Consider the following 17498-nt stretch of genomic DNA (forward strand, 5'->3'; position numbering starts at 1 on the left):
CGGTCAGAGCCCGCCGAGGCCCACGTACTTCGTCTCGAGGTACTCCTCGATGCCCTCGGCGCCGCCCTCGCGGCCGAAGCCTGACGCCTTGACGCCGCCGAAGGGGGCGGCCGGGTTCGACACGATGCCCTGGTTCATCCCGACCATCCCGGTCTCGAGACCCTCGTAGACCTTCACCGCACGGGCGTAGTCGGTGGTGAAGGCGTACGCGACGAGGCCGTACTCGGTGTCGTTCGCCATGCGGATCGCGTCGTCGTCGTCGGTGAACGTGAAGACCGGCGCGACCGGGCCGAAGATCTCCTCGGTGGACACCTTCGCCGACAGCGGCACGTCGGTGAGGACGGTCGGCGGGTAGAACCAGCCGGGACCCTCAGGCACCTCGCCGCCGGTGACCACGGTGGCGCCCTTCTCGACGGCGTCGTCGACGAGCTCGGCCACCTTGTCGCGCTGCTTCTCCTCCACCAGCGGGCCGACCTTCACGCCGTCCTCCAGGCCGGGGCCGATCTTCAGGGCGCCCATCTTCTCGGCGAGCTTGGAGGAGAACTCCTCGGCGACGTCGGCGTGGACGATGAACCGGTTGGCGGCCGTGCACGCCTCACCGATGTTGCGCATCTTCGCGAGCATCGCGCCCTCGACCGCCGCGTCGACGTCGGCGTCGGCGAAGACGAGGAAGGGCGCGTTGCCACCCAGCTCCATCGACACCCGCAGCAGGCCTTCAGCGCTCTGCTCGACGAGGGAGCGCCCGACCTCGGTGGAGCCGGTGAAGGTGAGCTTGCGCAGCCGCGGGTCGCGGATGATCGGCTCCATCACCTCGCCCGTGCTCTTCGTCGTGACGACGTTGAGCACGCCCTCGGGCACGCCCGACTCCTCCAGCACCTTCGCCAGCCACAGCATGGTGAGCGGGGTGAGTCCGGCGGGCTTCACGACCATCGTGCAGCCGGCGGCGATGGCAGGCGCGATCTTGCGGGTGCCCATCGCGAGCGGGAAGTTCCAGGGCGTGATCATGAGGCACGGTCCGACGGGCTGCTTCAGGGTGAGCAGAGCGTGTAGCGCCGTTCGGGGCGACGGAGTAGCGGCCCGACACGCGGACGGCCTCCTCGGAGAACCAGCGCAGGAACTCGGCGCCGTAGGTGATCTCGGCCTGGCTCTCGCTGAGCGGCTTGCCCATCTCGAGCGTCATGATCGTGGCGAGCTCGTCGGCACGGTCGACGACCGTCTCGAACGCCGAGCGCAGGATCTCGCCGCGGTCGCGCGGCGGCACCTTGGCCCAGTCGGGCTGCGCGGCGACGGCTGCGTCGATGGCCGCCTTGCCGTCCGCGACGGTCCCGTTCGCGACCTCCACCAGCGTCGAGCCGTCCGCGGGGTTCTCGACCGCGAAGGTCGCACCGCCGCTCGCGTCGCGCCAGGAGCCGCCGATGAAGAGCTGGGTGGGGACGTCGGGCAGTGCGGAGGAGGTCATGTCCCGAGGCTACGACGGACGCGACAGGTCGGCACCTGGTGACCTTCGACTTCCTGCAATGATGGCTTTGGTTGGTGTTTTTCCGCTGTTGTGTTCGATATCTTTGATCCATGTCCAGCACGAAGCTCGCCGACCGGCTCGAGGCCGTCGCCGCCGAGCTGCGCGCCTTCCCGACGAGCACCGATGCGTTGCGGCTGCTGCAGGGACTCTCGAACGCGATCGACGCGGAGAAGGTGGCGCTGGTCGCGGAGGTGGACGAGCATCGCGACTTCGAGACCGAGGGCTGCTCGAGCCTGAAGAACTGGCTGCGTGACCAGCTCCACCTCGACGGCAGACAGGCGTCCCAGCTGGTCCGCTCCGCTCGGACGCTGCGGGACATGCCCGACCTGGAGTCACTCGCCGTCGAGGGCGCCGTCTCGCTCGACCATGTGGACGCGTTCGGCTACGCCGCCAAGTACATCGACCCGATGGTCGTGGAACGCTCCATGGACTGGATGCTGCGTCTGGCCGAGCGGGCCGAGCCGGTCCAGATCCGCAAGGCCGTCAAGAAGCTGCGCGCCACCGCCCACCCCGACGACCTCGACGAGGCCTGGATCAAGGGGATGGACCGGCACGACATCAAGGTCTCCGTCGTCGGCGACGGCGTGGCGGTCACCGGGTTCCTGCCCTTCGACACCGGCACCAAGCTCAAGACCCTCCTGCAGTCACTGTCCGCACCCACCTGCGCCGAGGACGACCGACCCGTCAGCATCCGCCGCGTCACGGCTCTCGACGCCCTGCTCTCCTCCGTGCTCGCCTCCGGCCTGCCGCAGGACAAGGGCGTGCGCCCCCACGTCGACCTGACCGTCGACCTCGCCCAGCTCGCCACCGACGCGAGCACCGCGACCGGCGAGCTCGCCGGATTCGGGAGCGTCGGCCCCGCCCAGCTGCAGCAGATGCTCTGCGACGCCGACCTCACCCCCATCCTCACCGCCGGCAGACACGCCGTCCTCGACGTCGGCCGCACCCACCGCCTCGCCACCCCGAACCAGCGCAAGGCGATCGTCACCCGACAAGGCGGCACCTGCGCCGGACCCGGCTGCAGAGGACCCGTCGTCCACGTCCACCACGTCCAGTACTGGTCCGACGGCGGCACCACCGACCTCGCCAACCTCATCGGACTCTGCCCGAGCCTGGGGGTCCCCCCACACAAGGCGCGTAGCGGTGGGGGAGCATGCAGCAGTGCACCAAGGGTTCTTCACCATCGACCCCCACACCCACCAGACCCACCGCACCCTGCGCACCCGACACGCCAGCTCCCGCCGCACCCGAGCCGGCTGAGTAGCTACGGCACGCGGCGGACCAGGGCGGACCGGTCGAAGAGCTCCGGGTGCAGCACCGACGCGAACGCCTCGACGCCGTCGACGAGTCGCGGACCGGGTCGCACCACCACGGCGTTGCCGTCGACGGCCCACACCTGCGCGCCCGGCAGCTCCCGCGCCACCACAGCCGCCTGCTCGGCAGCCCCGTCGAGCCCGAAGCCGCACGGCGCCACCAGCACCACCTCTGGGTCGTTCGCCCGCAGCGCGCCCCAGCCCGACGGACCCGACGGCGTCCCCGCGTGCATGCCGACCGGCTCGCCACCCGCGGCCGCCACCTGGTCCGGGATCCAGTGGCCGCCCGTGAAGAGCGGGTCCACCCACTCGACCACGGCCACCCGAGGACGCCGTCGACCAGCCACCCGGCCCTCGACGTCGGCCAGCCGCCCCCGCAGACCCGCCACCACCGCCCGGCCGCGGTCGACGACACCAGCCGCGGCAGCCACCCGCTCCACCGATGCCAGCACGTCGTCCAACGTGTGCGGGTCGAGCGTCAGCACCTCGGCGCTGCACCCGAGGTGCGCCAACGCCTCATCCACCCGGTCGGTCGGCAGGGCGCACACCCGACACAGGTCCTGCGTCAGCACGAGGTCCGGGTCGACGTCGGCGAGCGCACCCTCGTCGAGGGTGTACAGGTCCACGCCCTCCTCACGCCGCGCCCGCACGTAGGCGTCGATCTCTCCCGGCGTCCACCCACTCGTGTCGGCACCCGTCACCACCACACGGTGCTCCGACCGCGCCGACACCGGCTCGTCGCACTCGAACGTGACGGCCGCGAGCCGGTCCTGCAGGCCCAGGGCGTAGACGATCTCCGTAGCCGACGGCAGCAACGACGCGATCCTGCGCGCGCCGCTCACTGGGGGCGGCGCGGACGGCGACGCGGGTAGCGCGGCAGCTGCCGCACCCGCACCACCACGAACACGGCGATGACGAGCAGGACCGCCAGGATCACCAGCTTCTGGAACGTGTCGGCGTAGGGCTCGACCTGCTCCCAGTTCTCGCCCAACCGGTAGCCGGCGACGACGAAGATGCTGTTCCAGATCAGGCTGCCCGCCGTCGTCAGCGCCAGGAACAGGCCGAACGACATCCGCTCCACGCCGGCCGGCAGGGAGATCAGGCTGCGGAAGATCGGCACCATCCGGCCGAAGAAGATCGCCTTCGTGCCGTGCTTCGCGAACCACGCCTCCGTCCGCTCGAGGTCGCTGACCTTCAGCAGCGGCACCTTCTCGAACACCCACACCGTGCGGTCGCGGCCGTAGGCACGGCCCAGCCAGTAGAGGATCGCCGCACCGATCACCGAGCCCGCCGTGGTCGCGAACAGCGCTCCGGCCAGGCTGAACGTGCCCTGCGCAGCGGCGAAGCCGGCCAACGGCAGGATGATCTCGCTCGGGATCGGCGGAAAGATGTTGTCGGCGCCGACCGCGAGCGCCACGCCGAACAGGCCCAGCTTCTCCATCAGGTCGACCGTCAGACCGGCCAGGCCGCTGTCCGGGCCCGTCGAGCTGGCGGACTGCACGAGGGCGGACGTCACGGCTGCGCTGATCACCAGGCGAGGGTACCTGCGCGCACCCGAGCCAGGGTCCGACGCCGACCCGGGGATACCGTCGCGGTATGCGATCTCGGGTCACACGCAGCGCCACCGTGCTCACCGCGACGCTCCTCCTGCTCTCCGGCTGCACCGGCGGCCACGACGAGGGCGGGGACGCGACGACGACGTTCCGCACCCCGTCGCGCGCGGTCGACGTCGTGGCCGGCCGCACCCCCGCCCAGAACGCCGTGGGCACCTCCCGGCGGCTGTTCGAACGCTCGGACGTGGCCATCGTGTCGGCCCGCGACGCCCGCTCGCAGCAGCGGTCCGTGAAGGCGGCCGCGCGGCTGGGCGTCCCCGTGCTGCTCGTCGGACCCACCACCCGCGCCGAGCTCGACCGGCTCGGCGTACGCACGACGCTCGCCGTCGGGCCGAAGGACGCCGACTGGCCCGACCTGCCCGGACGTCGCCTCGTCGGCGACGAGCAGGCCGACGTCGACCGCGCCGTGGCCCGGCTCCCACGCACCTCGCCCCGCGACCACGACGTGGTGGTGCTCGTCCACGCGCCCGGTACCGACCTCACCTCCGTCGGCACCGCGCGCGCTGCCGGCGCGACGGTCGTCGGGGTGAAGGGCGGCGACCCGCGTGCGGACCGACGCGCGATCCGAGCCCTGCGCAACCAGCCCGACGCACCCGTGGTCGGCGTCGGGACGACGTTCCGTCGCGGCCTCGGCTACGAGGTCACCGCCGTGCGCCGCGACCTGACCCAGCCGGGCGGCGGACTCCTCGTGTTCCCGGGGCGTCACGTGGTCGCGCTCTACGGGCACCCCGGCACCCCGTCCCTCGGCCTGCTCGGCGAGCAGGGCACCGCCGCGACGGTGCGTCGGGCCGCGCGACTGGCGCGCGAGTACCAGGAGCTCTCGGACCAGCCCGTCGTGCCCGCGCTGGAGATCATCGCGACCGTGGCCTCCTCCGAGGCCGGGGACGACGGCGACTACTCCGCGGAGAGCAGCGTGCGCGACCTGACGCCGCTCGTGAACGCGGCCGAGAAGGCCGGCCAGTACGTCGTGATCGACCTGCAGCCCGGCCGGACCGACTTCCTCACCCAGGCCAAGCGCTACCGCTCGCTGCTGGAGCGACCGCACGTCGGCCTCGCCCTCGATCCCGAGTGGCGGCTCGCGCGCGACCAGAAGCACCTGACCCAGATCGGGTCGGTCGGCGCCTCGGAGGTCAACGCCGTCGCCGACTGGCTGGCCGACCTGACCCGTGAGCGCCGGCTGCCGCAGAAGCTCTTCGTGCTCCACCAGTTCTCGACGTCGATGATCCGCGACCGCAGCACCCTCGACGTCGGCCACCCGGAGCTGTCGACCGTGGTCCACGTCGACGGCCAGGGCACGCCCGGCGCGAAGACCGGCACCTGGAACACGATCCGTCAGGGCTCCCCGAAGGGCGTCCACTGGGGCTGGAAGAACTTCCTCGACGAGGACGAGCCGATGCTCACCGTGCCGCAGACCTGGCGCGACGTCCGACCTCGACCGGACCTCGTGACCTACCAGTGACGGCGACGCGGGCGTTCAGCGTCGGCGTTCAGCACTGGCCCTTCAGCACTGGGGGACGTCGCCGGTGCAGAGCGAGGGATCGGCACTGCTGCCCTCCGCCACCCGCGCCAGCAGCGTCCTGAACGTCTCGGCATCGGCGTCGGAGAGCCCGCCCAGGACCGTCCGCTCGACCTCCTCGATCCGCTGCGAGGTCTCCCGCAGGACCCGCTCGCCCTCGGCGAGCAGCACGACCCGGCGGGCACGTCGGTCGGCGGGATCGGGTCGACGCTCCACGAGCGCAGCGCGTTCGAGGTCGTCGACGAGGTAGGTCATGACCGTCCGGTCGATGCCCAGGTCGGCCGCGATCATCGCCTGGCTGTTGCACGACTCCGAGCCTGCGACCGTCAGCACCTGGAAGCCACGGGCGCCGCCGGGGAGGTCCGCGACCACGTCGTGCGCCGCGTCGAGGTAGCGCCGCAGGACCGCACCCAGCGCCTGGCCGAGGTCGGCTCGGCTCACGGCGGGCGGGTTCTGGCTCACAGCGCCAGGGTACCCGGCCTCAGGTGGTCGTGACGACGATCACTCGTCACGATCATCGTCTACATATATGATCTGTCGAGCAGACTATCTTTTGTCGTCAGGAGCACCCATGAGCACCATCTTCCGGCTGGACTCCAGCATCCGCCTCGACGGCTCGACGAGCCGCGCCGTGGCCGACACGCTCGAGGAGGCGATCGTCGAGGCCGAGGGCGGCGGCACGACCGTCGTCCGTCGCGACGTGGGCACCCGGCCGCTGCCCGGCGCAGCGTGGGCCGCGTCGGCGTTCGCCGGCTTCGCGCCCGAGGAGACGTGGACCGAGGAGCAGCGGGCCGCGCGCGCCCTCGCTGCGGAGCTCGCCGACGAGGTCGCCGCCGCCGACGCGCTCATCATCACCGCACCGTTGTACAACTTCGGCGTCTCCGCCCACCTCAAGCTCTGGATCGACACCGTCATCACCGACCCCCGCTTCGCGCCGGGGACGGAGACGGTGAAGGGGCGCCCCGCGTTCCTGGTGGTGGCGAAGGGCGGCGGCTACGGCCCCGGCACACCGCGTGAGGGCTGGGACCACGCGACGGCGTACCTGCGACGCATCCTGGAGGACGTGTGGGGTCTCGACCTCGACGTCATCGAGACCGAGCTGACCCTCGCCGACGTGACTCCGCAGATGGCGGAGCTGCGGGACCTGGCCCGCGCGCAGCTGGCCGAGTCCCACGACTCCGCGCGGTCGGCCGGGCGGTCGGTCACCCTCAAGCTGCGTCCTGTGGCCTGAGGTCGACGCGGCCGCGCGACCCCCGCGCCGTCCTAACCTGACGGCATGGACCGGACCCGCGTCGCCGTGAGCACCGGCTTCCTGCTCCAGGGCTTCACGTTCGCGGCGCTCGTCACGCAGACACCGCGCCTGCAGGACCGGTTCGACCTCGGCGAGGGCGACGTGACCGTCCTGCTGGTGGTGGTCGCGGTCGTGGCAGGACTCGGCAGCGTGCTCGCGGGCGTCCTGGCCACCCGTCGCTCGAGCGGGACGGCGCTGATTACGTCGCTGGTGGGGATCGGGGTGGGGGCTGCCCTGGTCGGCTGGGCGCCGTCGTACCCGCTGCTCGTCGCCGCCTTCACCGCCTACGGCATCGCGCTCGGTGGGGTCGACGCCAGCATGAACATGCAGGGCGTGCGGGTGGAGGCGCTGCGGGGACGCAGCGTGATGACCGGGTTCCACGCGTGCTGGAGCGTCGGCGGCATCGTCGGCGCCGGCTACGCCGCCCTCGGTCTGCCCCTGGGCGCCGGGCTGTCGGTCGTGGCGGTGGTCGTCGTCGCGCTCGCCGTGGCGTCGGCCCGCCACCTGGCCGCGGACGCGCCGGGGACGCAGGTCGACGACCTCGCGACCGCCGCGACGGTCCCTGTCCCCTGGCGACCCGTGCTGCTCTTCGGCCTGGTGATCTGCCTGTTCTACTCGGCCGACACGGGCACGGGGACGTGGAGCAGCGTGTACCTGCGCGAGGCTCTGGCGGCCCCCGGCTGGGTCGTGCCGCTCGGTTACGCCGCCTACCAGGTGGGCGCGCTGGCCTCGCGGGTCGTCGGCGACCAGCTGGTGCGACGAGTGGGAGCAGCGCGCGTCGTGGCGGGCGGCGCCGCCCTCGGGCTGGTCGGTTTCGCGGGCGTCGTCGCGGCCCCGGACGCCACGGTCGCCGTCCCGGCGTTCCTCGTGGCCGGGCTCGGCATCGCCGTCGTCGCACCGCTGTCGTTCGCCGCGGTCGGTGCGGCCGTCCCCCCGGAGGCGGCCGACGCGGCGATCGCCCGGATGAACATCGCCAACTACGTGGGCGCGATCCTCGGCGGCGCGGTCATCGGGGCGGTCGCGCAGGCCGGCAGCCTGCGGCTCGCGTTCCTCGTGCCACTCGTGCTGGTCGCGCCGATCCTGCTGCTGTCACGCTCCTTCGTGGACCCGAGGGCGACACGTGTCGGCTGAGCGGCCCGCGCGCGGCCCGGCCGACGGGTCCGAGGACCCGGCGGCTGGGGAGCCCGTCAGCTGCACATGGTGGTGCGCTTGTACAGGGCGTCGCCCCAGTACTTCGCCTTCGTGGTCTTGAAGTAGATGCCGGCAGCGGAGTCGTTGTAGCGCTGCTCGTAGTGCAGGTGCGCCGACGACTGGCCTCCGCTCTTGCCGACCCGGCCGATTCCGTTCGTTGCCAGGATCTTCTGACCCTTCGCGACGGAGATGACGCTGAGGTGCGCGTAGCGGGTGGACCACCCGTTCGCGTGGTAGACGTCGACCATCTTGCCGTACCCGCCGGGCCCCGTGCCCGCGAAGGTGACGACACCGCCGTTGCTGGCCTGGACCGGCTTGCCGAGGTCGCTGTCGCCGCCGGTCGGCAGGTTGAAGTCGATGGCGTTCAGCGGGTCGTGGTTCTTGCGGGTGTTGCCGCGCCACTCCTGTCCGCAGGGAAACGGGACCTCGAGCGAGGGTCGCTCGGCGGCGGCGGTCGACGCCCCGGACACTGTCGTCGACTGCTCGGCTGCACCCGCCGCTCCTGCCACGCTGGACACGGCCGTGCCGGCGCAGAGGGCGACTGCTGCCAGGGTCGAGGTGAGGGCTGATCGTCGGTTCATGAGGTGCTCCTGCCGTCGAGGGGCCCGCGGGTCGGGCCGTCGCTCCACGAGCCTGTTCCTCGGCACTGCGAACCCGCTGCGACGTCGGTGCGAACGCCTCGCAGCGGTGGCGCGGTCGCGTCGCACCTGGCCCGTGCGACAGTGTCGGCGTGCAGCCCACCGTCGCGTCGCTCTGGCGCTACCCGGTCAAGTCGTGCCGCGGCGAGTCGCTCGCGCGCGTCGAGGTGGAGCCGTGGGGACTGAGGCAGGACCGGCGGTGGATGGTCGTCGACCTGGCCGGGACCATGGTCACCGCCCGCGAGCTGAACCGGCTGCTGGTCGTGCATCCGACGCTCACCGACGTCGGGCTGCGGCTCACGGCCCCCGGTGCGCAGGCGGTCGACGTGCCGGCTCCGGACCCAGCGGGCCAGGTGCCGATCTCGATCTGGTCGTCCCGCCTCACGGCGGCCGACGCCGGCGACGGCGCCGCGGCATGGTTGGGCGAGGTGCTGGGCCGTGACGTGCGGCTGGTCCACCTGGACGACCCCCGACGCCGGCCGACGAGCCCGACGTACTCCGAGCCGGACGACCGCGTGAGCCTGGCCGACGGGTACCCGCTGCTCCTCACCACCGCGGCGTCGGCCGACGCCGTCTCGGCGGCGGCCGAGACGCCGGTGCCGATGCACCGCTACCGTCCGAACCTCGTCGTCGAGGGCACCGAACCGTGGGGCGAGGACACCTGGCGACGGTTCCGGATCGGCGACGTCACGTTCCGCGTGGTCAAGGGCTGCGCCCGGTGCGTGATGACCACGATGGAACCCGACCACGACGCCGGCACGGTCGCCCGCGGACCCGAGCCGACCCGCACCCTCGCCCGACTGCGTCGCTTCGGCAAGGGCGTCTGGTTCGGCGTCAACGTCATCCCCGACCGCCCGGTGCCGACCGGCGCGACGATCGCGGTCGGCGACCCGGTCGAGGTGCTCGAGGCCGTCGAGCCCGGCACGCCGCCGATCGGGTCGTAGGCGCGGGAGCGTCAGCCGCCGTAGAACTCGCCGGCCGCCGCGCCCGGGGGCGCCTCGGCCTCGCGGGCCATGGGGGTGAAGCGGGAGTAGTGGCCCTGGAAGCTGACGGCGACCTTGTTGACCGGGCCCGAACGGTTCTTCGCGACGATGATGTCGGCCTCGCCGGGGCGCTCGGACTCGCCCGCACCCGTCGCGTCGGGACGGTTGATGAGGAAGACCATGTCGGCGTCCTGCTCGATCGAGCCCGACTCGCGCAGGTCGGAGATCTGCGGCGTCTTGTCGGTGCGCTGCTCAGAGCCACGGTTCAGCTGGCTGATCGCCACGACGGGGACGTTGATCTCCTTGGCGAGCAGCTTGATCTGCCGGCTGAACTCCGAGACCTCCACCTGACGGTTCTCGACCTTCTTGCCCGACGTCATCAGCTGCAGGTAGTCGATGACGATGAGGCCGAGCTTGCCGTCGGCGGCCTTCTGGATGCGACGCGCCTTCGAGCGGATCTCCGGCATCGTCATGTTGGGCGAGTCGTCGATGGTGATCGGTGCCGACTGCACGCGCGGCATGACCCGGCTGACCGCGTCCCAGTCGCGGTCGGTCATGCCGCCGCCGCGCATGTGGTGGATGGCGACCTTGGCCTCGGCCGACAGCAGACGCATCGCGATCTCCGCGCCCGACATCTCCAGGCTGAAGATGGCCGACGGGACGCCGTTCTTGATCGACGCGGCGCGGCAGAAGTCGAGCCCGAGGGTGCTCTTGCCGACACCGGGGCGGGCCGCCACCACGATCATCTGGCCACCGCGGAAGCCGGTCGTGAGCTTGTCGAGGTCGGGGAACCCGGACTCCAGCCCGGCCATGTCGCCGTCGCGGGACTGGATGTCGTCGATCTCCTGGATGGTCTGCGCCATCAGCTCGGAGATCACCTTGTAGTCGTCGGTGCCGCTGCTGCCGTCGACGTCCAGGACCTCGGCCTGGGCGCGGTCGACGATCTCGGCGATCTCGCCGGTCTCGGCCCAGCCGAGCCCGGCGATCTTCTGCCCGACCTCGATGAGGCGGCGCAGGATCGCCTTCTCGCGCACGATCTCGGCGTAGTAGTCGACGTTCGACGCGATCGGGACGCCCGCCACGAGGGTGTGCAGGTAGGGAGCGCCACCGACCTTCGTCAGCTCGCCACGCCGCTGCAGCTCGGCTGCGACCGTGATCGCGTCGGCCGGCTCACCGCGCTGCGCGAGGTCGACGATCGTCTCGAAGATGGCCTCGTGCGCGGGACGGTAGAAGTCGCGGCCCTCGAGGAGGTCGTTCGCCGGGTCGATCGCCTGCTTGCTGAGGAGCATGGCCCCCAGCACGCTCTGCTCGGCCGGAAGGTCCTGCGGCGGGACACGTCCGGCGGGGACGTCGTCCTCGGGCTCGGGCCCCATGGCGTGCAGATCTGCGACAGTCACGCAGCAGCCTTCCTCTCTCGACCCACCCCACGGTAGGTCGAACCTCCGACACGTTCGCGCAGCCTCCCCGGTGGGCAGGTCCCTCGTCCTGTGCGACAGCCGACGCGTCACACTAGGGGCCCGGCGGGGGCCGAGGAAAGCCCGGCACGCACAGCCCGTGTGGACAAGGCTGGGGAGAATGTGGAAATCGCCGGAAAGCCTGTGCACAGTCCGTGGACGGCCTTGTGGAGAACGGGGGGAACGGGGCGTGGAAACGGCGTCTGACCTGCGGCGATGCCGTGCACACACTGTGGGCCCACATTACGTGGACGTCATCCTCCGGCCACCTGCTGGTCGCATCGACATGTCGACAGCGGTGGTGAAGTTCCGGTGAAATCCACAGCCAGGCACAGAAACCTGTTCACCTGGGGGGCCGCCGACCGGCAGATCGTCGCGGTCGCCGTCCCGGCCTTCTTCGCCCTCGTCAGCGAGCCCCTGATGCTGCTCGCCGACACCGCGATCGTCGGCCGGCTCGGCGTGGCCGAGCTGGGCGGCCTGGCGGTCGCGTCGAGCGTCCTGCTCACGGTCGTCGGCCTGTGCGTGTTCCTCGCCTACGGCAGCACCGCGACGGTCGCGCGACTGCACGGCGCCGGCCGGGAACGGGCGGCGTTCGACGGTGCCACCGGGGGATTGTGGCTCGCGGTGGGGCTCGGCGCGGTGCTCGGCGGTCTGCTCGCGGCCGCGAGCCGTCCGCTGGCCGGCGTGCTCGGCAGCTCACCGGAGGTCGAGGGACACGCGACGACCTACCTCCTCGTCTCCGCACCGGCGGTGCCCGCCATGCTGCTCGTGCTCGCGGCGACCGGCGCGCTGCGCGGGGTCCTCGACCTGCGCACACCGCTCGTCGTCACCGTCGTCGCGAACCTGCTCAACGTGGCGCTGAACCTCCTGCTCGTGCACGGGGCGGGGCTCGGCGTGGCCGGGTCCGCTGCCGGCACGGCCATCGCCCAGTGGGTGGCAGCGCTCTGGCTGGTCGTCGTGGTGCTGCGGCGGGCCCGCGCGGCCGGGTCGTCGGGACGTCCCGACGTGGCGAGCGTCGTGAGCGCGGCGCGCGACGGCGTGCCGCTGCTGGCCCGGACCGCGACCCTGCGCGCCGCGCTGCTCCTCGGCACGGCGGTGGCCGCGACGTTCGGCGACGCGCCCCTCGCGGCGCACCAGATCGCGACGTCGCTCGTCACCTTCCTCGCGTTCGCGATGGACGCGATCGCCATCGCCGGCCAGACGCTCACGGGGCGCACCCTGGGCGCCGGGGACGCCGAGGGCACCCGGGAGCTCACGCGGCGCATGATCACGTGGGGCGTCGGCACCGGTCTGCTCGCGGGGCTGCTGCTGCTCGCCGTCTCCCCGGTCGTGGGGTCGTGGTTCACCTCCGACGAGCAGGTGCACGCGGCGCTCGTCCCGGCGCTCGTGGTGGTCGCGGCGGTGCAGCCCGTCTCCGGTGTGGTGTTCGTGCTCGACGGTGTCCTCATCGGGGCGGGCGACGGCGTGTACCTGGCGTGGGCGGGTCTCGCGGTGCTGGCGGCCTACGCGCCGCTCGCGCTGCTGGCCGGTTCGCTCGGTGCCGGGCTCGCCTGGCTGTGGCTCGCCTACGGCGGGTTCCAGCTCGCCCGCCTGGTCACCCTGTGGCTGCGGCAGCGCGGCACCGCCTGGATGGTGCTGGGCGCCTGAGCGTCAGCGTCGCCAGTACCCGGACACGTCGAGGCAGTCGCGCGGGACGGACCGGTCGGCCCGCCAGTGGGTCCGCACGTCGCGGGCGGCGGTCGACTCGCCGGCCATCCAGGCGTAGACCTGCCCAGCCGGCCAGTCGAGGTCGCGGACGGCGTCGAGCAGCAGCGTCGTGGTCCCCGCCTCGGCGCCCGCCGGTCGGTGCAGCCAGGTCACCTCGACGCCGTCGCGCGTGGTGAGGTCCTGCTCGTCCTGGGGTCCGGAGACCTCCACGACGACGTGGGCCGGCGGACCCGGAGGCAGCTCCTCGAGGAAGCGTCCGATCGCCGGCAGCGCGGTCTCGTCGCCGGCCAGCACGAACGCGTCGACGTCGTGCGGGAAGGCCTGCCCGACGGTGGGTCCGGCGATCCACGCGAGGTCGCCGGGCCGGACCTGCTCGGCCCAGCCGGCCGCCTGTCCGTGGCCGTGCCGCACGAAGTCGAGGTCGACCTCGTCGGAGGTCACCCGGCGCGGCGTGTAGTCCTTGCCGAGCGGGCGCACGCCCTCCGTCGTGTAGTCGAGCCCGTCGGGACGCTGCCGCGGGAGCACCGGCCGGTCGGCCTCCGGGGCGGGCACGAAGACCTTCACGTGGTCGTCGAAGCCGGGCGAGGCGAACGCAGGCAGCGTCGACCCGTCGAGGCTGCGCTCGGCGAGGGCCGGACCCGCGAGCGTGAGCCGACGCATGCCCGGCGTCACGTCCTCGACGCGGACGACCTCCAGCTCGCGCAGCACCGCCACGTGGGTCGTCGTCGTTCGTCGCAGCTTCGGCACGCGCACACCCTAGACCGGCTCAGTCGTCGGCCTGGAAGCCGACCGTGGCCCATCGCGGCTGCTCGAACGACGCGGCGCCGACGTTGACGACGCCTGGGCGGACGGCCAGGACCGTGGGCGTGACCGCGAGCGGGACGACGACGGCCTCGCGGCGCAGCGCCGCCTCGAGCCGCGCCGTGGCCGCCGTCCGGGCCCGCGCGCTTCGGGCGGCGCGGACGGCGTCCCAGGGGGCCGCCGGGGAGGCGACCCCGGTGACGTTCGCGGGAGACGTGATGGGCAGGAACCGGTCGCGTGCGGCGTCGGGGCCGAGCAGCGACGGACCCCAGCTGAAGGTCAGCAGGTCGAAGTCGAGCGGCACGAGCACCCGGGCGGCGAAGTCGTCGGGGGCGACGGTGCGCAGCCGCACCGCGACCCCCGCCTCGGCCAGCTGCGACCGGATCGCGCGGGCGCGGGCCGCCAGGGCCTCGCTGCCTCCGGCCACCGGCAGGGAGAGCCGCAGGGGACGGGCCTCGGTGTAGCCGGCCTGGGCGAGCAGGCGGCGCGCACGGTCGACGTCGCGCGTCGTCGGACGGGCCACGGCGTCGTAGCCGCGCTGTCCGGGCAGGACGAGCAGGCTGTCGGCCGTGCGCGGCTCGGCACCCACCGGGGCCGCCACGTCGCGCGCGAGGGCGTCGCGGTCGAGCGCGAGGGCGACGGCCCGGCGCACCGCCACGTCGCGCAGCGGACCTCGCCCGGCGTTCATGGTCAGGTGCGACCACTGCGAGCCCGACGTCCGCTGCACCTGGGCGGCTGGGACGTCGCGGTCGGTGTCGAGCGTCGCGACGTCGAGCTCGCCCGCGGCGAACGCCTCGGCCTGGACCGACGGTTCCGCCACGCGCCACACGATGCGCCGCAGCCGCGGCGGGTCGCCCCACCAGCGCGGGTTCGGCTCCTGCGTGATGGTGCCGGTGTCCTCGTCCAGCTCACGGGTGACGAAGGGACCGTTCGACGGCAGCGGACGGTCGCGGAAGCCGCGGTCGAAGGCGCGCGGGCTCGACGCGACCTGCGCCGGCAGCCGCGGCGAGACGTACAGCGGCCAGTCACTCCGCCGCTCGGCGAAGCGCACCGTGTAGCCGAACCGGTCGCGGCCGGGGCGGACGTCGGCGATCGCGTCCCACCCGTCGCTGCTCGCCACCGCGTAGCGCTCGTCGGTGCCGCGCAGGGCGCGCCAGGTGGCCACCATGTCGGCAGCCGTGACGGGTGTGCCGTCGTCCCACACGGCGTCGGGGTTCAGGCGGACGGCGATGGTGAGCGGGTCGTCGGCGACGACCTCGACCCGGCGGGCGTGGTCGGGATCGACCTCCCAGCCGCCGTCCTCGGTGATCCGGACGACCTGACCGGTCGTCGGGCTGGCGAGCCGCTCGACGTCGGTGCCGACGGCGTCGGCGTGCAGCGGGTTGAAGGTGGCGGGCAGCGACCCGAGACCGATCCTCAACGTGCCGCCGCGTCGGACGTCGGAGACGTCGGCGCGCACCCACGCGGTGGTCCCGTCGCGCGCCTCGGCCGACGCCGACGGCCGGGGTCGGGCGTCGCGGTCGGACCCGCCGGTGCACCCGGCCAGCACGAGGGCGAGCAGGAGCAGCGGGACCAGGGCGGTGCGCGGGGGACGGGGCACGGGAACCTCGGGGGAACGGGGTCTCGGGGGAACGGGGTCTCGGGACGGGTGAACGACGACGGGGCCCGGCCCGGCAGTGCCGGACCGAGCCCCGTCGCAGGACCTACTTGGACGCGACCACGTTGAGGCGGACCTGGGCGGTCACCTCGGGGTGGACGCGGACGGTGACCGTGTGGGCACCGAGCGCCTTGATCGGGTTGCCGACCTCGATGCGACGCTTGTCGACCGAGCCGCCGGCCGCCTCGAGGGCGGTGGCGATGTCGGAGACGGTGACGGCGCCGAACAGGCGGCCGCCCTCGCCGGCGCGGACCGCGACGTTGACCGGCTCGGCCTCGAGACGACCCTTGATCTGGCGGGCCTCCTCGAGGTCGTGCACGGCGCGCGCGTCGCGGGCGGCCTTGATGGACTCGACCTGCTTGGCCGCACCCTTGCTCCAGCGGATCGCATAGTTGCGCGGGAGCAGGAAGTTGCGTCCGTAGCCGTCCTTGACCTCGACGATGTCGCCGGGCTCTCCGAGGTTGCTGACCTCGTGCGTCAGGATGAGCTTCATCGGTGGATCAGTCCCTCTCTCAGCGTCCGCTGGACGTGTAGGGCAGGAGCGCCATCTCGCGGGCGTTCTTGATCGCCTTGGCGATCTGACGCTGCTCCTGGACGGAGACACCCGTCACCCGACGCGCGCGGATCTTGCCGCGGTCGGAGATGAACTTGCGCAGGAGCGCGGTGTCCTTGTAGTCGATGGTGGTGACGCCGGCGGCCGCGAGCGGGTTGCTCTTCTTCTTCGGCTTCCGGACAACTGGCTTGGCCATGGTTCTCCTTGAACGGTGTATCTAAAGAACGGGGTGTGACTGGATCAGAACGGGGGCTCGTCGGCGGCTGCGCCGCCGCCCCAGGCGTCGTTCCCACCCTGCGGTGCGGACTGCGGCTGCGACCAGGGGTTGGCGTTGCCGCCACCGGCGTTGCCGCCGCCCTGTCCGCCGCCGTAGCTGCCGCCACCGCCGCCGAAACCACCGCCGCCGCCACCGAAGTCGCCGCCGCCACCGCCGCCACCGCGCGAGGCCTTGGTGACCTTGGCGGTGGCGAAGCGCAGCGACGCTCCGACCTCGTAGACGTTCATCTCCACGCTGGTGCCGCGTCCGCCGTCCTGGCGCTCGTACTGCCGGACGTTGAGGGCGCCGTGCACGATGACGTGCTGGCCCTTCTGCAGCGACTCGGCGACGTTCTCGGCCATCTGGCGCCACACCGAGCATCGGATGAACAGCGGGTTGCCGTCCTTCCACTCGTTCGACTGACGGTCGAAGGACCGCGGCGTCGAGGCGACGGTGAAGTTCGCGACCGCCGCACCGGACGGGGTGAACTTCAGCTCGGGGTCGTCGGTGATGTTGCCGACGACGGTGATGACGGTCTCGCCTGCCATGGGACCAGCCTTTCGATGGTGGCTGTGGTTGCCGGGGGTGGGATTCGATCCAGTGAACGCTGTACCAGTGAACCCCGGGGTGCGGACAGTGAGCGGGTCACCGTCCACAGGGAGCTCGGGTGAGCCCTTACTTCGCGTCGGGTCGGGTGACCTTCGTGCGGACGACGGACTCGTTGAGCCCGAGCTGGCGGTCGAGCTCCTTGACCGTGTCCGGCGTGGCGGTCAGGTCGATGACGGCGTAGATGCCCTCGTTCTTCTTGTTGATCTCGTACGCGAGGCGGCGCTTGCCCCACACGTCGACGTTCTCGACGCTGCCCCCGTCGTTCTTCACGACGTTGAGGTAGGTGTCGAGGCTCGGGGCGACGGTGCGCTCGTCGAGCTCGGGGTCGAGGATGACCATGACTTCGTAGTGACGCAACGACAAGGTGCGTCCTCCTTCGGTCTGAACGGCTACGGAC

General features: G+C 72.4%; 16 protein-coding genes and 2 pseudogenes. 6 read left to right on the forward strand and 12 right to left on the reverse strand.

The window, feature by feature from the left end:
• Positions 1–3: 3 nt before the first annotated feature.
• Positions 4–1459, reverse strand: a pseudogene (locus tag QE370_RS05055) (NAD-dependent succinate-semialdehyde dehydrogenase).
• 110 nt (positions 1460–1569) lie between these two features.
• Here QE370_RS05055 and QE370_RS05060 point away from each other — a divergent pair.
• Positions 1570–2619 (forward strand): annotated as a pseudogene (locus QE370_RS05060) (DUF222 domain-containing protein); the annotation flags it as partial.
• Between the two features lie 164 nt (positions 2620–2783).
• Here the strand turns inward: QE370_RS05060 and QE370_RS05065 are convergent.
• Both QE370_RS05065 and QE370_RS05070 read right to left on the reverse strand, forming a co-directional pair.
• Positions 2784–3674: an ABC transporter substrate-binding protein gene (locus QE370_RS05065; RefSeq protein ID WP_309635237.1), complete on the reverse strand. Its 891-nt coding sequence runs from the start codon at positions 3672–3674 to the stop codon at positions 2784–2786.
• Complete coding sequence (locus tag QE370_RS05070; protein ID WP_253026951.1) at positions 3671–4363, reverse strand: DedA family protein; 693 nt, start codon at positions 4361–4363, stop codon at positions 3671–3673. Before QE370_RS05070 ends, QE370_RS05065 begins: the two co-directional genes overlap by 4 nt.
• A 65-nt stretch (positions 4364–4428) precedes the next feature.
• Between QE370_RS05070 and QE370_RS05075 the strand changes: the two genes are divergently transcribed.
• Positions 4429–5904, forward strand: coding sequence for a hypothetical protein (locus QE370_RS05075; protein WP_309633663.1), 1476 nt, complete (start codon positions 4429–4431; stop codon positions 5902–5904).
• A gap of 42 nt (positions 5905–5946) precedes the next feature.
• Here QE370_RS05075 and QE370_RS05080 read toward each other — a convergent pair whose 3' ends face one another.
• Positions 5947–6423 carry a MarR family winged helix-turn-helix transcriptional regulator gene (locus tag QE370_RS05080; RefSeq protein WP_309633664.1) on the reverse strand — a complete coding sequence of 159 codons (477 nt, stop codon included), beginning with the start codon at positions 6421–6423 and terminating at the stop codon, positions 5947–5949.
• A 109-nt stretch (positions 6424–6532) separates the two neighbouring features.
• Here QE370_RS05080 and QE370_RS05085 point away from each other — a divergent pair, with 109 nt between their 5' ends.
• Positions 6533–7192, forward strand: coding sequence for an NAD(P)H-dependent oxidoreductase (locus QE370_RS05085; protein WP_309633665.1), 660 nt, complete (start codon positions 6533–6535; stop codon positions 7190–7192).
• Positions 7193–7237: 45 nt separating this feature from the next.
• Positions 7238–8383, forward strand: a complete 1146-nt coding sequence (locus QE370_RS05090; RefSeq protein ID WP_309633666.1) for an MFS transporter — start codon at positions 7238–7240, stop codon at positions 8381–8383.
• A gap of 56 nt (positions 8384–8439) precedes the next feature.
• Here QE370_RS05090 and QE370_RS05095 read toward each other — a convergent pair whose 3' ends face one another.
• Positions 8440–9024 (reverse strand): M23 family metallopeptidase, encoded by a 585-nt coding sequence (locus tag QE370_RS05095; RefSeq protein WP_309633667.1) that lies wholly within the window; start codon positions 9022–9024, stop codon positions 8440–8442.
• Between the two features lie 149 nt (positions 9025–9173).
• Here QE370_RS05095 and QE370_RS05100 point away from each other — a divergent pair, with 149 nt between their 5' ends.
• A complete protein-coding gene (locus QE370_RS05100) occupies positions 9174–10025 on the forward strand; it encodes an MOSC N-terminal beta barrel domain-containing protein (protein WP_309633668.1) in 852 nt (283 codons plus the stop codon).
• Positions 10026–10036: 11 nt separating this feature from the next.
• Here QE370_RS05100 and dnaB read toward each other — a convergent pair whose 3' ends face one another.
• A complete protein-coding gene (gene dnaB / locus QE370_RS05105; RefSeq protein ID WP_083516529.1) occupies positions 10037–11437 on the reverse strand; it encodes a replicative DNA helicase in 1401 nt (466 codons plus the stop codon).
• Between the two features lie 393 nt (positions 11438–11830).
• Between dnaB and QE370_RS05110 the strand changes: the two genes are divergently transcribed.
• A complete protein-coding gene (locus QE370_RS05110) occupies positions 11831–13165 on the forward strand; it encodes an MATE family efflux transporter (RefSeq protein ID WP_309633669.1) in 1335 nt (444 codons plus the stop codon).
• 3 nt (positions 13166–13168) lie between these two features.
• On the opposite strand, the gene QE370_RS05115 is transcribed toward QE370_RS05110, so the two are convergent.
• The 6 genes from QE370_RS05115 to rpsF all read right to left on the reverse strand — a co-directional run bounded on the left by QE370_RS05115 (position 13169) and on the right by rpsF (position 17458).
• A complete protein-coding gene (locus QE370_RS05115) occupies positions 13169–13972 on the reverse strand; it encodes a siderophore-interacting protein (protein ID WP_309633670.1) in 804 nt (267 codons plus the stop codon).
• Between the two features lie 19 nt (positions 13973–13991).
• On the reverse strand, positions 13992–15626 hold the full coding sequence (locus QE370_RS05120) for an ABC transporter family substrate-binding protein (protein WP_309633671.1): 1635 nt from the start codon (positions 15624–15626) through the stop codon (positions 13992–13994).
• A 103-nt stretch (positions 15627–15729) separates the two neighbouring features.
• Positions 15730–16176, reverse strand: coding sequence for a 50S ribosomal protein L9 (gene rplI, locus QE370_RS05125; RefSeq protein WP_067861074.1), 447 nt, complete (start codon positions 16174–16176; stop codon positions 15730–15732).
• 19 nt (positions 16177–16195) lie between these two features.
• Positions 16196–16432, reverse strand: a complete 237-nt coding sequence (rpsR, locus tag QE370_RS05130; RefSeq protein WP_067861076.1) for a 30S ribosomal protein S18 — start codon at positions 16430–16432, stop codon at positions 16196–16198.
• Positions 16433–16476: 44 nt separating this feature from the next.
• Entirely contained in the window at positions 16477–17040 is a 564-nt protein-coding gene (locus QE370_RS05135) for a single-stranded DNA-binding protein (protein ID WP_253027239.1), read from the reverse strand.
• 127 nt (positions 17041–17167) lie between these two features.
• Positions 17168–17458 (reverse strand): 30S ribosomal protein S6, encoded by a 291-nt coding sequence (gene rpsF, locus QE370_RS05140; protein WP_083516666.1) that lies wholly within the window; start codon positions 17456–17458, stop codon positions 17168–17170.
• Between the last annotated feature and the right edge of the window lie 40 nt (positions 17459–17498).

The sequence above is a fragment of the Aeromicrobium sp. SORGH_AS_0981 genome (genome assembly GCF_031453195.1).
Classification (GTDB): domain Bacteria; phylum Actinomycetota; class Actinomycetes; order Propionibacteriales; family Nocardioidaceae; genus Aeromicrobium.

Excerpts from the sequence above, each read along its gene's own strand:
- QE370_RS05075 (WP_309633663.1), top strand. The coding sequence starts at position 4,429 with ATGCGATCTCGGGTCACACGCAGCGCCACCGTGCTCACCGCGACGCTC.
- QE370_RS05085 (WP_309633665.1), top strand. The coding sequence starts at position 6,533 with ATGAGCACCATCTTCCGGCTGGACTCCAGCATCCGCCTCGACGGCTCG.
- QE370_RS05090 (WP_309633666.1), top strand. The coding sequence starts at position 7,238 with ATGGACCGGACCCGCGTCGCCGTGAGCACCGGCTTCCTGCTCCAGGGC.
- QE370_RS05095 (WP_309633667.1), bottom strand. The coding sequence starts at position 9,024 with ATGAACCGACGATCAGCCCTCACCTCGACCCTGGCAGCAGTCGCCCTC.
- dnaB (WP_083516529.1), bottom strand. The coding sequence starts at position 11,437 with ATGGGGCCCGAGCCCGAGGACGACGTCCCCGCCGGACGTGTCCCGCCG.
- rplI (WP_067861074.1), bottom strand. The coding sequence starts at position 16,176 with ATGAAGCTCATCCTGACGCACGAGGTCAGCAACCTCGGAGAGCCCGGC.
- rpsR (WP_067861076.1), bottom strand. The coding sequence starts at position 16,432 with ATGGCCAAGCCAGTTGTCCGGAAGCCGAAGAAGAAGAGCAACCCGCTC.
- QE370_RS05135 (WP_253027239.1), bottom strand. The coding sequence starts at position 17,040 with ATGGCAGGCGAGACCGTCATCACCGTCGTCGGCAACATCACCGACGAC.